The 15,893-nt window shown below is 69.7% G+C and carries 9 protein-coding genes; 5 read left to right on the forward strand and 4 right to left on the reverse strand.

The annotated features are described in order from the left end of the window. The first annotated feature begins 111 nt into the window (after positions 1–111). On the forward strand, positions 112–7,065 hold the full coding sequence (locus ACFQW8_RS13335; protein WP_380088086.1) for an OmpL47-type beta-barrel domain-containing protein: 6,954 nt from the start codon (positions 112–114) through the stop codon (positions 7,063–7,065). Positions 7,066–7,126: 61 nt separating this feature from the next. On the opposite strand, the gene ACFQW8_RS13340 is transcribed toward ACFQW8_RS13335, so the two are convergent. Beyond that, positions 7,127–8,239, reverse strand: a complete 1,113-nt coding sequence (locus ACFQW8_RS13340) for a GNAT family N-acetyltransferase (RefSeq protein WP_380088088.1) — start codon at positions 8,237–8,239, stop codon at positions 7,127–7,129. 181 nt (positions 8,240–8,420) lie between these two features. On the opposite strand from ACFQW8_RS13340, the gene secA reads away from it, so the two are divergent. After that, positions 8,421–11,306: a preprotein translocase subunit SecA gene (gene secA / locus ACFQW8_RS13345; protein ID WP_380088089.1), complete on the forward strand. Its 2,886-nt coding sequence runs from the start codon at positions 8,421–8,423 to the stop codon at positions 11,304–11,306. 2 nt (positions 11,307–11,308) lie between these two features. Here secA and ACFQW8_RS13350 read toward each other — a convergent pair whose 3' ends face one another. Both ACFQW8_RS13350 and ACFQW8_RS13355 read right to left on the reverse strand, forming a co-directional pair. Beyond that, positions 11,309–11,764: an Rv3235 family protein gene (locus tag ACFQW8_RS13350; RefSeq protein WP_380088091.1), complete on the reverse strand. Its 456-nt coding sequence runs from the start codon at positions 11,762–11,764 to the stop codon at positions 11,309–11,311. 78 nt (positions 11,765–11,842) lie between these two features. Continuing rightward, entirely contained in the window at positions 11,843–12,679 is an 837-nt protein-coding gene (locus ACFQW8_RS13355) for a LysM peptidoglycan-binding domain-containing protein (RefSeq protein ID WP_380088092.1), read from the reverse strand. A 72-nt stretch (positions 12,680–12,751) separates the two neighbouring features. Here ACFQW8_RS13355 and ACFQW8_RS13360 point away from each other — a divergent pair, with 72 nt between their 5' ends. Next, positions 12,752–13,294, forward strand: a complete 543-nt coding sequence (locus ACFQW8_RS13360; RefSeq protein ID WP_380088093.1) for a hypothetical protein — start codon at positions 12,752–12,754, stop codon at positions 13,292–13,294. A gap of 10 nt (positions 13,295–13,304) precedes the next feature. Here the strand turns inward: ACFQW8_RS13360 and ACFQW8_RS13365 are convergent, their stop codons facing one another. Continuing rightward, complete coding sequence (locus ACFQW8_RS13365; RefSeq protein ID WP_380088094.1) at positions 13,305–13,517, reverse strand: helix-turn-helix domain-containing protein; 213 nt, start codon at positions 13,515–13,517, stop codon at positions 13,305–13,307. Positions 13,518–13,737: 220 nt separating this feature from the next. Here ACFQW8_RS13365 and ACFQW8_RS13370 point away from each other — a divergent pair, with 220 nt between their 5' ends. Beyond that, the gene (locus tag ACFQW8_RS13370; RefSeq protein ID WP_380088095.1) at positions 13,738–14,418 is read left to right on the forward strand and encodes a hypothetical protein; all 681 of its coding nucleotides are present in this window, start codon (positions 13,738–13,740) and stop codon (positions 14,416–14,418) included. Then, entirely contained in the window at positions 14,415–15,890 is a 1,476-nt protein-coding gene (locus ACFQW8_RS13375; protein ID WP_380088096.1) for an AAA family ATPase, read from the forward strand. Before ACFQW8_RS13370 ends, ACFQW8_RS13375 begins: the two co-directional genes overlap by 4 nt. Positions 15,891–15,893: the final 3 nt, after the last annotated feature.

The following is a 15,893-nucleotide window of genomic DNA, read 5'->3' on the forward strand; positions in this document are numbered from 1 at the left end:
TCGAATGGGTGGCCGCGATTCACCACGGGTTTCTCCGTTCCCGTACGCGCAGGTCCCGAGTCTGGTCTCTTTGCTCTTGATCAGTGAAGATCCCCTGCCAGGAGAATCAACATGTCGTCACCGCTGCGCGCCATCCCCCGTCACACCTCCAGTAAGGGGCGACGTCTCCCTGCCGCGTTCGTCGCGTCGGCGATGGTCGTCGCCGGCGTAGGCGTGGTCGCACCGGCGGCTCATGCGGCGTCGGTGACCAGCGCCGCCTTCTCGGGAGGAGCAGGCACGTTCACAGGCGCGAACGGGACGGTGTATGCCAAGCAGGGCGGTGCGCTGACGCTGACCTTGGTGACCGACGGCAACACCCAGTGCGTCGACGTCATTGACGGCAACAGCAACACGATCGCAACCCAGAGCGCCACGAAGGGCCAGAGCAGCTGGACGTTCAGCGGCTCGGCCTACCCGTGGCTGACGGCCGGCACCGGCAGCGGCGTCGTGCAGTACACGACCAAGGCCTGGCGCAACGTCAACGGGCAGGGCAAGTGCGTCGCGAACCAGAACGAGAACTTCGGGGTCCAGTCGGCCGCCTACACCCTCGACAACACCGCTCCGACCGCGACCGGGGCGCTGAGCCCCGCGCCGAACGGGGCAGGGTGGAACAAGGGCGACGTCACGGTCACCTGGACCGGTGCGGACAGCGGCGGCTCGGGCGTCAAAAGCGTCACCCCTGCGACCGACACGGTGACCGCCGATGGCACCGTCACGAAGACGGCGACGGTCACCGACAACGTCGGCAATACCGGGACCAGCGCCCCCGTGACGGTCAAGCTCGACAAGACGGCTCCCAGCATCACCGGTTCGCGCACCCCCGCGGCCAACGCAAACGGCTGGAGCAACACCGACGTCACGGTGTCGTTCACTAGCAGCGACGCGACGTCAGGCATCAAGACCTCCACCGCTCCCACCACGCTGAGCACTAGCGCGGCGAACCAGTCCGTGACCGGCACCGCGGTCGACAATGCCGACAACACCGCCAGCACGACGGTGAGCGGAATCAGCATCGACAAGGTGGCACCGACGCTGTCCGGCACGCCGACCACGAACCCCAACGCCGCCGGCTGGTACACAGGCGACGTCGCCGTCGCGTGGACCGCGGCCGACGCGCTCTCCGGCACGACGAACCCGGCCAACAGCACGATCACCGGTGAGGGCACCGCGCTCACCGCGAGCGCCACCGCCACGGACAAGGCCGGCAACAGCACCAACGCGCAGTCCGCTGCGGTCAGGATCGACCGCACCGCCCCGACGACCACGGTCACGGCGCCGCCGGCCTGGAACAAGACCGACCTCACGCTCACCCTCGTGCCGAATGACGGCTTGTCCGGCGTGGCGCAGACCTTCTACGAGCTCGACGGTGGCGCCCGGACAGCCGGCACCAGCGTGCCGGTGACGGCCGAGGGCAGCCACACCCTGAAGTTCTGGAGCGTGGACGCCGCGGGCAACACCGAGGCGGTGAGCACGGTCTCCTTCGGCATCGACAAGTCCTCACCCACCATCGGGCACACCCAGGCACCAGCGAAGAACGCGGACGGCTGGAACAGGACCGACGTCACCGTCACCTTCAGCTGCTCCGACGAGGTTTCCGGCGTGGCGAGCTGCACCGGCCCCCAGACCGTCACCACCGAGGGCAAGGCGCAGGCCGTTACCGGCACCGTGACGGACAACGCCGGCAACACCGCCACGGACCCCGCGGCTGTCAGCATCGACAAGACCAAGCCGGTCATCACCGTCGACGCCCTCCCGGCCCCGAACGCCAACGGCTGGTACGGCGACGACGTCACCGCCACCTACACGGCCTCCGACGCCCTGTCGGGCATCAAGACCCAGGACAAGGCCCACACCTTCGGCGAGGGTGCCAACCAGACGGCGACGGGCACTGCGACCGACGCCGCCGGCAACAGCGCCTCGGTGACCACCCTTCAGGTCAACGTCGACAAGACCGCCCCCACCATCACGGGCAAGGTTGTCAGCACGCCGAACTCCAACGGCTGGTTCTCCGGGGACGTCACGGTGCAGTGGACCTGCAACGACAACCTGTCCGGCGTTGTCGTCTGTCCGGCTGACTCGGTCGTCACGGGCGAGGGCAGCGACCGGTCCGCCTCCGCCAGCGTCACTGACAAGGCGGGCCACACCACCTCCGCCACGGTCGACGGCATCCGGATCGACCGGACCGCACCCACCACCTCAGCCACCGGTGTCCCCGGCGGTTGGGTCAACGCCCCAGTCACCGTGGGGCTGTCGGCCAGTGACAACCTGTCGGACATCGACAGCACGTACTACGCCATCGACGGCGCCAGCACCGCGACGAAGGGCAACACCGTCACGGTGGGTGCCGAAGGCGTCCACACCGTCAGCTACTGGTCCGTGGACAACGCCGGCAACACCGAGAGCGCCAAGTCCTTCTCGGTCCAGGTCGACCTGTCCTCGCCCAGCATCACGCCGAGCCAGTCGCCTGAGCAAAACGCCAGGGGCTGGAACAACACCGACGTCTCGGTCAGCTTTTCCTGCGCCGACCAGACGGCTCTGTCGGGCCTGAAGGACTGCTCGTCCCCTGTCACCGTGAACACCGACGGCAAGGCGCAGAAGGTGACCGGCACCGCGACCGACAACGCCGGCAACAGCGTCACCGGGACCGCCACGGTCAACCGCGACACGGCCGCTCCGACCATCACCGGCGCTCCCGACCGGGCGGCCAACGCCGCCGGCTGGTACAACGACGACGTCACCGTCTCCTTCGAGGGCAAGGACAGCCTGTCGGGCATCGACACGGTGACCGGTCCCCAGCACCTGGCTGAGGGTGCCGACCAGAATGTCGACGGCACCGCGGTCGACAACGCCGGCAACAGCGCCAGCACCTCCGTCAGCGGCATCAACGTCGACAAGACCCCGCCGAACCTCAGCGCCGCCCCGACGACTCCCGACAACGAGAACGACTGGTTCAACACGGACGTCACGCTCCAGTGGTCCGCGGACGACGTGCTCTCGGGTCTCGCGGGAGACGTGCCCGCCATCTCGGTCCTGACTAGCGAGGGTGAGGGCCAGACCGCCTCAGCCTCTGTCACGGACAAAGCGGGCAACACGACGAACGCCACCAGTGCCCCGGTGCGGATCGACAAGACTGCTCCTCGCACCGACGTCTCCGCTCCCAGCGGCTGGGTCAACGAGAGCGCGACCGTCGAGTTCGATGCCTTCGACGCCCTCTCCGGCGTCAGCTCGACCCACTACCAGCTCGACGGCGGCGCCGACATGATCGGTACGTCGGTACAGCTGACCAGCGAGGGCACCCACAGCCTCAGCTACTGGTCCGGCGACAAGGCAGGCAACGTCGAGGTGGCTCAGACCGTCACCATCAAGATCGACAAGAGCAACCCGACGATCTCGCACGCACTCGAGCCTGCGGCGAACCGCAACGGCTGGAACAACGCCGACGTCACCGTCACCTTCACCTGCGAGGACCAGGACACCCTGTCGGGCATCGCGAGTTGCACCGCCACGCAGACGGTCACGACCGAGGGAGAGGACCAAGCGGTCACGGGCACGGCCACGGACAAGGCCGGCAACACCGCGACCGACCCGGCCACGGTCAGCCTGGACAAGACCAAGCCCACCATCACCGGCAGCCGCAACCCGGCCGGGAACAGCTACGGCTGGAACAACACCGACGTCACCGTCCACTTCGAGGGCAAGGACACGCTCTCCGGGATCGACTCGGTCACGCCCGACAAGACCTTCGGCGAGGGTACGGACCAGTCTCTCGAAGGCACCGCCGTGGACGCGGCCGGTAACTCCGCCAGCACGACGGTGGGCGGCATCAACGTCGACCAGACTCCGCCGACGCTGAGCGGCGCTCCCACCACGGCGGCGAACGGCAACGGCTGGTACAAGGGCGACGTCATCATCGGCTGGACCGCTGGCGACGACCGCTCCGGAGTGCCTTCCACCCCCGCCAACAGCACCATTGCATCCGAGGGCCGCGCCCTCACGGACACCGCAACGGTGGCGGACCGGGCCGGTAACAGCACGACGTCCGCCAGTGCTGCGGTCAACATCGACCGGACGGCTCCCACCACGGGTGCCGATGCGCCGGCCGGCTGGAACAACAGCCCGGTCACGATCAGCCTCGAAGCCACCGATGGTCTCTCCGGGTTGGCCGCGACCTACTACAGGGTCGGCGCCGCTGACGCGGTCAAGGGCACTTCCCTCACCATCAGCACCCAGGGCGTCCACAAGCTGACGTTCTGGAGTGTCGACCGGGCTGGCAACGCCGAGGCGCTCCAGACCGCCACGGTGAGCATCGACCTCACCAAGCCGACCATCGGCCACACCGTCACCCCTGCGCCCAACGGCAAGGGCTGGAACACGTCGGCGGTCACCGTCGCCTACCAGTGCGATGACGACCTGTCCGGTGTCGCCAGCTGCTCGAGCCCGGTCGAGGTGAGCACCGATGGTGCGGGCCAGGTCGTGCCAGGCACGGCCGTCGACAACGCGGGCAACAGCCAGTCCGACAACGCCAAGGTCAGCATCGACACGGTCAAGCCGACCATCACCGGCGCTCCCGACCGCGACGCAAACGGCAACGACTGGTATGCCGGTGACGTCACCGTCAGCTACAGCTGCGACGACGCGCTCTCCGGGATCGCCGACTGCAGCTCACCGACGAAGCTCGGCGAAGGCTCGGCGCAAACGACCGAAGGCACTGCCACCGACACCGCCGGCAACAGCGACGAGGTCACCGTCGGACCGATCAACGTCGACAAGACGGCCCCGACCCTGAGCGGTGCCACCAGCACCGAGCCGAACACGGAGGGTTGGTACAAGGGCAACGTCACAGTGAACTGGACCGCACGCGACGCTCTTTCGGGCATCGACGGCCCAGCACCCGGCGACAGCACGGTCACCGGCGAGGGGACGGGCCTCACGGTCGGCACCTCGGTTCGTGACCGCGCCGGCAACCAGACCTCGGCCACGAGCGCCCCGGTGAAGATCGACCGGACCGCACCGACGACGAAGGTCTCCGACGTCTCGGACTGGAGCAACAGCGCGGTCACCGTCGAGCTGATCGCCGGTGACAACCTCTCCGGAGTCGCCGCCACGCACTACCAGCTGGACAAGGACCCGGTGGCCGAGGGCACCAGCGTCGTGATCGACACGGAGGGCGTCCACACGCTCCAGGTGTGGAGCGTCGACGTCGCCGGCAACGTCGAGGCGCAGAAGAACGTCACGGTGAAGATCGACCGGACCGCTCCCGGCATCAGCCACACGCAGGCGCCGGCCGCCAACCTGAAGGGCTGGAACAACACCGACGTGACGGTGACCTTCACCTGCACTGACAGCGGCGGCTCGGACATCGCCTCCTGCACCTCCCCGCAGGAGGTCACCACTGAGGGTCAGGACCAGCCCGTCGAGGGTGAGGCGGTCGACAACGCCGGTAACAGTGCCATCGACGCGGCCTCCGTCAGTGTCGACAAGACCAAGCCCACCGTCACCGGCAGCCTGTCTGCCGACCCCAACGGCAACAGCTGGTTCAACGCCGACGTCACTGCGACCTTCACCTGCGCCGACCAGGACGGACTCTCCGGAGTCCTCTCCTGCCCCGCCAAGAGGACGTTCGGTGAAGGAGCCAACCAGAGCGCCGGCGGCACGGCCACCGATGCCGCGGACAACGTCAGCGACGTCTTCGGCATCACCGGCGTCAACGTCGACAAGACCGACCCAACCCTGAGCGGCGCCGTGATGGCGGCGGCCAACGGCAACGGTTGGCACAAGGGCGACGTCACCGTGAAGTGGACTGCCGCCGACGCCCTGTCTGGCATCGACGGCGACACCCCGGCCGACAGCACCATCACTGGCGAAGGTGACGACCTCTCGATCGGCACCTCGGTGGGTGACAAGGCTGGCAACACGACGGGCACCACCGTCGGAGGTATCAAGATCGACCGCCACGACCCGAGCACCTGGGCCACCGCACCCAGCGGCTGGCTGAACGCCGACGTCACGGTGAAGCTGAGCGCCACCGACAACCTGTCGGGTGTGGCCAGCACGCACTACGCCGTCGACGGAGGCACTGCCCAGGCCGGCACCGAGGTCACCGTGAAGAGCGAGGGCACCCACCAGGTGACCTACTGGAGCGTCGACAAAGCCGGCAACACCGAGACCGCTGGCACCGTCACGGTGCTCGTGGACAAGTCGGCGCCGACCATCACCGGTAGGGCCACGACCAGCCCGAACGGAGCCAGCTGGTACAAGGCTCCCGTCACCGTCGCCTTCACCTGCGCTGACACCGTCAGTGGCATCGCCAGCTGCCAGCCGGACGCCACCCTGTCCGCCCAGGGCGCCAACAGCGTCACGGGCACCGCAGTGGACAACGCCGGCAACGAGGGCACCACCACGGTGAGCGGGATCAACGTCGACACCGTCGCACCCGCCGTCACCATCGGCGGCGTTAAGGACGGCGCGACCTACACCATCGGCGCGGTTCCCACCGCCACCGCCTCGGCCACGGACGCCACCAGCGGCCTCGCCGGACCGGCGACGGGGACCACGGCCGGTGGGGCCAACGGGGTCGGGACCTTCACCTACACGGCCACCGCGACGGACAAGGCCGGCAACACCGGCGCCGCCACGGCGACCTACACGGTGGTCTACGGGTTCGGAACGACACTGTTCCTCCAGCCGGTCAACGACACCGCCCACCAGACGGGCGTTGCGACCAGCGTCTTCAACGCAGGCCAGACCATCCCGATGAAGTTCGAGCTGAGAAACGCGTCAGGTCAGGTCATCCTGGCTGCCACCGCGCCGAGGTGGCTCACCCCCCTTAAGGGAAGTGCCACGACGGCGGCAGTCAACGAGGCGGCATACGCCACCACCCCGACGGTCGGCGGCACCTACGCCCTGAGTGGCACGCAGTACCACTACAACTGGAAGACCGAGAAGTCGCAGTCCGGGTTCTACTGGCGGGTCGGCGTCGCGCTCGACGACGGCAAGACGTACTACGTCAACATCGCCCTGCGCTGACCGAACCGACCTGACGTCAACGGCCCCGCACCTGGTGGTGCGGGGCCGCTGACGTCTGCGCTCAGCGCGCGAGCAGCTCCCAGTGGTCTGCCGGGCCGACCGAGCCGTCCGGCGCCTCGGCTGCGGCCTCGTGGCCCCACCTGGTGAACCCGACCGACGCCAGGATCGCGTTGCTCGCCGCGTTGTCGGCAGCGGTCTCGGCGACGAGTCGGCGCAGACCCAGCCCGCCGTCGTCCGTCGACGCGAAGGCGTGCCCGACGGCAAGACGCGCTGCCGTGCGGGCCGCGCCCCGGCCACGGGCTCGGGGGTAGAGGAAGTAGCCGAGCTCGGCCGTGTGGCTGCCGGCAAGGGCGCCGTCGTGGACGAAGACGAGCACCTCGCCGAGCGCGACATCGGTATCCACGTCGGCGATGCACCAGTTGGAGCCCACACCTCGGGCCATGTTGAGGCGCCGACGGATGAGCCAGTCGTCCCACGTGTCCGCGGTCGGGACGGCCCGCGGGGGGATGAAGTGCGCGGGAGGGCTCGGTGCCTCGACGGTCTCGACGTCGTCGTCGCGCCACTGGCGCAGCCGGATTCCGTCGGCCTCGAGAGGCGGAGGATCGATCCACGCCGTGCGCGGCTCCATGGTGTCGTTGCGTCCAATGGTGGCGAACCACGCGTCGACGAGGCCCCCGTCGCCGTGGGCGACGTGCTCGGGCAGGGTCGCGAGGAACTCGAAGCCAGCGGCACGCGCCACCGCCCACGACGCGAAGTTGCCGCGCTCGGCATACCAGTCGACGCGCGTGCCCTCGGCATCGAACCAGTACTGGTTGACCAGCTTGACGGCACGTGCCATGAGGCCGCGCCCCCGGCCTTCGGGGTGGAGCCCGAAGCCGAGCTCCGCGCGACCGGCCGCGCGGGGGCGCAGGTCGATCGAGCCGAGGAAGCGGCCGTGGGGATCGGCGACCTCGTCGATGGCCCAGACCTGGTCGCCACCTCCGTCCCAGCCCTTCGCGATCTCCTGGATCCACTCGCGCCCCATGTCCGCGGTGTAGCCGCGCGGCACCTGGGTCCACCGCACGCTGTCGGGGTCGATGCACTGCTCGACGATGCGGTCGACGTCGTGCTCGGTGTGGGCGCGAAGGCGCACGACACCATCGGTGAGGATCGGGACGGAGTCCGGGAACGGCATACCCGAATGTCATCACAGTGCTCGCGCGGCCGGAACCGAATTACCCGACCCCCTCGTTGGGGACCGTGGAGTGCTGCATCAGGTGCAGCCCGTCACGCAGGGCTCGACTACCCTTGGCAGGTCTCGTCGAGTGTCAGCGGGGCATGCCGAGCGAGACTATGTGCAACGAGGAGTCCCACCCGTGGTGAAGATCATGGAAAAGCTGCTGCGCGCCGGTGAAGGCCGGATCGTCAAGAAGCTCGAGAACGTCGCCGACCAGATCAACGCGATCGAGGACGACTTCGTCGCCATGAGCGACGACGAGCTGCGCGGCATGACCGACGAGTTCCGCGCCCGCCTCGCCGAGGATGAGACACTCGACGACATCCTCCCCGAGGCGTTCGCAGCCGTCCGCGAAGCGGGCAGGCGCACCCTCGGCAAGCGCCACTTCGACGTCCAGCTCATGGGAGGCGCTGCCCTGCACATGGGCAACGTCGCCGAGATGAAGACCGGTGAGGGCAAGACCCTCGTCGCCACCCTGCCGTCCTACCTCAACGCCATCGAGGGCAAGGGCGTCCACGTCATCACCGTGAACGACTACCTGGCCGAGTACCAGGCCGAGCTCATGGGCCGCGTCCACCGCGCCCTGGGCCTCGAGACCGGCTGCATCCTGGCCAACATGACGCCGGACCAGCGCCGCGCGGAGTACGCCAAGGACATCACCTACGGCACCAACAATGAGTTCGGCTTCGACTACCTGCGCGACAACATGGCCTGGTCGACCGACGAGCTCGTGCAGCGTGGCCACAACTTCGCCATCGTCGACGAGGTCGACTCGATCCTCATCGACGAGGCCCGCACGCCGCTCATCATCTCGGGGCCGGCCGACCAGCCGACGAAGTGGTACGGCGAGTTCGCCAAGGCCGTCATGCACCTCGAGCGGGGTGAGGGCGCCGACCAGCTGCGTGGCATCGAGGCGCGCGGCGACTACGAGGTCGACGAGAAGAAGAAGACCGTCGGTGTCCTCGAGCCGGGCATCGAGAAGATCGAGGACTACCTCGGCATCGACAACCTCTACGAGTCCTCGAACACGCCCCTCATCGGCTACCTCAACAACGCGATCAAGGCCAAGGAGCTGTTCACCCGAGACAAGGACTACGTCGTCATGGACGGCGAGGTCCTCATCGTCGACGAGCACACCGGTCGCATCCTCAAGGGCCGCCGCTACAACGAGGGGATGCACCAGGCCATCGAGGCCAAGGAGGGCGTGACGATCCAGAACGAGAACCAGACGCTCGCCACGATCACCCTCCAGAACTACTTCCGCATGTACGACAAGCTCTCGGGCATGACGGGTACGGCCATGACTGAGGCCGCCGAGCTCAACTCGATCTACAAGCTCGGCGTCGTCCCGATCCGCACGAACCGCCCCATGGTTCGCAAGGACCAGGCCGACCTCGTCTACCGCACCGAGGAGGCGAAGTACGCCGCGGTCGTCGACGACATCGCCGAGCGTCACGAGCAGGGTCAGCCCGTCCTCGTCGGCACCGTGAGCGTCGAGAAGAGCGAGCTGCTCTCCGAGCAGCTGCGTCGCCGTGGGATCAGGCACGAGGTGCTCAACGCCAAGCACCACGAGCGTGAGGCCGCGATCGTCGCGGACGCGGGACGCAAGGGCGCCGTCACCGTCGCGACCAACATGGCTGGTCGAGGCACCGACATCATGCTCGGCGGCAACCCCGAGTTCATGGCCGTCGCCGCCCTCAAGGACCGCGGTCTGGACCCGGTCGAGACCCCGGACGAGTACGAAGAGGCGTGGGAGGCTGCCTTCGAAGCCGCCGAGGCCAAGGTCAAGGCCGAGCACGACGAGGTCGCCGAGACCGGTGGCCTCTACGTCCTCGGCACCGAGCGCCACGAGTCGCGCCGCATCGACAACCAGCTGCGTGGTCGTTCCGGACGCCAGGGCGACCCGGGCGAGTCCCGCTTCTACCTGTCCCTCCAGGACCACCTCATGAGGCTGTTCAACGCCGGCATGGTCGAGCGGGTCATGAGCACCGCCGGCATGGAGGACGACACTCCCATCGAGTCCAAGATGGTCTCGCGCTCCATCGCCTCGGCCCAGAGCCAGGTCGAGGCGCAGAACTTCGAGATCCGCAAGAACGTGCTCAAGTACGACGACGTCCTCAACCGCCAGCGGACCGTCATCTATGACGAGCGCCGGCGTGTCCTCGAGGGCGAGGACCTGCACGAGCAGATGCGCTTCTTCGTCAACGACGTCGTCGGTGGCTACGTCGACGCCGAGACCGCGGCGGGCTTCCCGGAGGACTGGGACCTCGACCGCCTGTGGACCGCCATCAGGGCGCTCTACCCGATCTCGCTCAGCCAGGAGCAGGTCGTCGAGGCCGCGGGCGGCGTGTCGGGCCTGCGAAGCGAGAGCCTCAAGGAAGAGCTGCTCTCCGACGCCCACCACGCCTACGACCAGCGCGAGGAGCTCCTCGGCAGCGAGGTCATGCGTGAGGTCGAGCGCCGCGTCATGCTCTCGGTCCTCGACCGCAAGTGGCGCGAGCACCTCTACGAGATGGACTACCTCCAGGAGGGCATCGGCCTGCGGGCGATGGCCCAGCGCGACCCGCTCGTCGAGTACCAGCGCGAGGGCTTCCAGCTCTGGGAGGCCATGAACGAGTCGGTCAAGGAGGAGGCCGTCGGGCTGCTGTTCCACGTCGACGTGCAGGTCGACCAGCCGGCACCCGAGGTCGCCGCGGCGCCGCAGCACGTGTCGGACATGTTCGGTGGACTCGCGACTGACGAGGACTCAGCGGCGGCGCCGGCGTCCGAGCAGCCGCACGTCGAGGTGGCCGGTGTCGGCATCGAGCGTCCGCGCCGGCCCGCCCAGCTGCACTACACGGCTCCGTCCGAGACCGGCGAGGTCGAGGAGCGGGACGTGGCGTTACGCGCGGGAAGCAACGGTGGTTCGGCTGAGGGTGGGCGCGACGGTCTCACGGCAGACCAGCTGGCGAACACGCCCAAGAACGCGTCCTGCCCCTGTGGCTCGGGCAAGAAGTTCAAGATGTGCCACGGGCAGACGGTCTGAGCTCAGCCGATCTGGAGGGCCTCGACGCGCCAGCGACCGTCCTGCCCGGTGAGGCGCAGCGCCATCGCGCGCACCCGCTCGCCCTCGCTGACGACGACGCTGCACTCGGCGACGCCGTCGTCCGGCTCGCAGACGTGCACGGACCTGACGATCGCGCGCTGGGCGACGGCGCGCGACCGGGAGGCCCGCCGACGGGCGGCGAGGGCTCCGCGACGGGCGATCACGGCATACACCTGCGGGGTCGTCCACCGGACGACCTGGGGGGCTGGCCGCAGGCCTGACATGACCTCGACGATCGCCTGCGCGATCTGGCCGGCCCATGGGCCCGGGTCGGGCAGGTCGACGCGTGAGGTGCTCTGCGGGCCGAAGATCTGCTCGTCGCTCGCGTGCGCGAGGTCGACGGCGAGAGAGTCCTGGACGTATGCCGGGTGCCCCAGCTCATCGACCGACCGCCGCATCGCCTCGGCCGATGGCGGGTGGGCGCTGCGTAGCGGGGGAGAGGACCTTCACGGACCGCAGGTGGGACGTCGTCTGGCTCATCGGTGCACACTCACTGTCTCGTCGGTGTCGGGGGCACGCAGGATCTGGCCGGGAAGGATGAGGTCGGGGTCGTCCCCGATGAGGCCACGGTTCTGGGCGAACCACCTGGGCCAGGCCGCGGCGATCTCGGCGTCTGAGGCCTGCGGGCCGAGGTGACGCGCGGCGATCGACCACAGGGTGTCGCCCCGGTGGACGACGACCTCGTCGCCGGTCGCTGGGCTCGGTCGCCCGCCGACGAGGCCGGGGTCGGGCTGCGGGCGCACCCGAGGAGCGGCGGGCGTGAACCCCGGCGCCGGGAGCGTGGGCGCGGGTCGGGTGGCCGGCGTGAGACCGGGTGCGGCCGCGGTGGGACCGAACCCGGGATCCGGCACGGGAAGGCTGGGCACGAAGCCCGGATCGGCGACGGAGGCGACGGTGCTCGAGGGCCGCGGGTGGGCCACGGCCTGGGTGGGGCCTCCCGCGACGCCCACTCCCACGCCCAGCACGAACGCCGCGACCCGACGCGCGAGGACGGGGGTCAGCCGATCGGACCACCCCTGCGCGAGGCGCCCGACGCGCCCCGGCAGGCGCGCCAGGACCTCGAGCACGGTGCTGAGGCCGAGCCAGGCCACGATGGCGAGGGCGATGGAGGCGGCTGCCAGCGCGAGCAGCTCGTCGCTCGCGGCCGGGCCGGGGGCGGTCACGCTGCCGTGGGCCGAGAGCCAGGCCCGGGTGAGGATCCACCCCGCGGCACCACCGACGACGAGGGATCCCATCGCCAGCACCACGCGGGCCATGAGATGGGCGAGAGGCGTCCTCTGAGGCCGTTTGACGTTGTTTGATGCGCTTTGCATGTGTTTGACGGTATTTCATCGCGTGTGATGACGCAACAGGAAGAGAGGAGTGGCGGGCTCTACGCTCCGGGCATGAGGTGGGACCAGCTCTTCGATGACCTGGAGGCGCAGCTCGGGGCGGAGGAACGGCGAGAGCGCGACTCAGAGGTGGCTGACCGGACCCGGCGTGAGCGGGCCAGCGTCGAGCTCGGCGCTCGTCTGGCGGCAGCGGTCGGCGCCGTGCTCCGGCTGCGACTGCTCTCGGGGCTGCAGTTGCAGGGTGAGCTGCTCGACCTCGGTGAGGACTGGCTCCTCGTGCAGGTCCAGAACGGTCGCCAGGCCGTTGTCCCCCTCGCCTCGGTCACGGGTGTGGTCGGCCTACCCGCGCGTGCCTCGGCGGCGCGCACGGCGCGGCGCTTCGCGCTTGGCTATGCGCTGCGCGGGTTGTCGCGCGACCGTGCTGCAGTGGCCGTCACCGACACGAGTGGGCACGTGCTCACCGGGACCATCGACGTCGTCGGGGCGGACTCGCTCGACCTGGCGGAGCACGAGATCGGGGACAGCCGACGCGCCGAGAACCTCAGGGGCCGCCAGACGATCCCCTTCTGGGCCCTGGTGCTCGTCGAGGCGCGCTGAGCTCGAGGGCTCAGTCGTCGCTCTGGGTGCGGACGAAGTCGCGGGTCTGGGAGTACATCCTCTGGATGTAGTCCTCGAGGGCGGTGGTCTCCACGCGCCACTGACCGCGGCCCCCGACCTTGATCGCGGGAAGGTCGCCGGAGCGCACCAGCGCGTAGGCCTGCGCCGAGGAGATGTCGAGGATCTCGGACACCTCGGTGAGCGGGATGAACCGCTTGGCCACGGGCTGGCTCCTCTCGTCGTCTGCGACGGACAGTCTGCCACGCGCAGCAGGCCACACCGGGGCACTTGTCCACAGCCCACACCCGGACGGCGCGGTTGTCCACAGGGAGCCGCCCTCCCCGCGCGGCCTGCACGGATCTGCGTCAGAATCTCTGCGGGGGGTGAGCGCGGCGACCCCCGATGATGTCCGGCCGCCGAGTTCACACGACACGGAGCACGCGATGAGTGACCTGCCCACGCCCACCGCCCAACGACTGCGCAAGCCGTCGTGGCGCGACAGCCGCCTCCTCATCGGGCTCCTGCTCGTCCTCGCCTCGACCGCCATCGGGGCGTTCGCCCTGAGCCGGGCTGACGACCGAGTGCCGATGTATGCCGCAAAGGCAGGTCTCATGGCCGGTCAGCCGCTCACCGCCGAGGACGTCACCCGGGTGGACGTGCAGCTCGGCGAGGCGGGCACCGACTACCTGAGCGCAGAGGGCGGCCTGCCGCCGACGTTCTTCGTCCTGCGCGAGGTCCGCGCCGGCGAGCTCATCCCGCAGAGCGCCGTCGGCCCCCGTGACCGGGCCACGGCCCAGCCGGTCGCCCTCCAGGTGGACGCCACGTCGGCTGCCACGCTCCAGGCCGGATCCGTCGTCGACGTCTACGTCAACCGCCCGGCTGCTTCCGCCAAGGGCACCGTGGGCTCGGCCACCTTCGCCGGACCCGACCTCGCCCTCGAGGGTGTGACCGTCGTCGGACTCTCGAGCGAGGACAGCGTCATGGGGGGAGGGGCGGGCGACACCCGGCCCGTCCAGGTCATGGTGCCCAAGGACGAGGTGCAGCAGCTTGTCGGTGACGTCGACCTCGGCGCCAAGATCACCCTCGTGGCGGTTCCGGGCGCCGTGGCGCCCAAGACGTCATGACGACCGCTGTCATCACCGGGGTCTCGCACCATCACGAGCAGGAGCTCGTCACGAACATCGAGGACGCCTCCGGGGTGAGCGTCGTGCGTCGGTGCGCAGACGTGGCCGAGCTCATGTCCACCGGCGCCTCGGGCATCGCCGACGTCGCCATCGTGTCGGCCGACTTCCGAGGGCTCGACCGTGACGCCCTGCGTCATCTCGCCGGCCACGGAGTCCGGGTCGCGGGCTTTGTCACCTCGGGCGATGACGCGGGCGAGGCCCGGCTTCGTCAGCTCGGCGTCACCACCCTGGTCCGACCCGGCGCCGACCCTGAGGAGCTGGCCCGCACCGTCATCGAGCTGGCCGAGGGCGTCGACCGGTCGGCACGGGGCGGGGGACCCGGACCGAGCAGTGCGACGAGCGTCAGTGACGCCGACCTCGCCCGCTGGCTCGAGGATCCGACGAGTGCGCCCGGCCTCGGCCGGGACCCCGACTCGGACCCCGGACCCGGTACGGCTGGTGGCACGACCACCTCACGAGACAGTGGCGATCCGGCCGCCGCGGCCGGCTCGTCCCCATTCGAATCTGCCGACGCACGGTTGGCCGACCTCAGTGAGCCCCGAAGGGCCCGCGTCACCGCCGTCTGGGGCCCGGCAGGTGCGCCCGGCCGCACGACCATCGCCGTCACCCTCGCCGCCGACCTCGCCTCCCGTGGCGTCAGCACCCTGCTGGTCGACCTCGACACGTGGGGGGCCAGCGTCGCCCAGGCGCTGGCCCTGATCGACGAGGCGCCCGGGGTCGCCGCCGCCGCTCGGGCCTCCGAGCAGGGGACCCTCGACCGGGCCTCCCTCTCGCGCGTCGCACCCGAGGTGAGCCCCGGGCTCAGGGTGCTCACCGGCATACCCAAACCCGAGAGGTGGCCCGAGCTGCGAGCCGCGGCGGTCGAGGACGTCCTCGAGAAGTCGCGCAGCCTCGTCGACCACGTCGTGGTCGACTGTGGCTTCTCCATCGAGGACGACGAGGAGCTGAGCTATGACACAGCCGCTCCGCGCCGCAATGCGACGACACTCACCGCGCTGGAGACCAGCGACAGCCTCGTCGTCGTCGGTGGCGCCGACCCGATCGGTCTGCAACGGCTCGTCCGGGCAGTGCAGGACGTCGGCGTCGTGCCCTCACCCCCGCCGGCCATCGTCGTCAACAAGGTGCGGGCCTCCGCTGCCGGAGCGCGGCCCGAGAGGGCGATCAGCGACGTCCTCGGCCGGTTCGCCGGACTCGAGGAGCCGATCTTCGTGCCGTGGGCCCCCGACGAGTGCGACGCAGCCCTGCTCGCCGGCCGCAGCCTCGTCGAGTCCGCGCCGGCCGCGCCCGTGACCCGGGCAGTGGCGCGCATCGTCGACGTCGTGCGTCCCGACCTCGCCCCGGCGGCCGAGACCAGGGTGGGGCGGGCCAGGGCACGCACCCGGTTCGGGCGACCAACCCGTCGGTCCGGGTGAGAG

Source organism: Knoellia altitudinis (assembly GCF_042666355.1).
Classification (GTDB): Bacteria; Actinomycetota; Actinomycetes; order Actinomycetales; family Dermatophilaceae; genus Knoellia; species Knoellia altitudinis.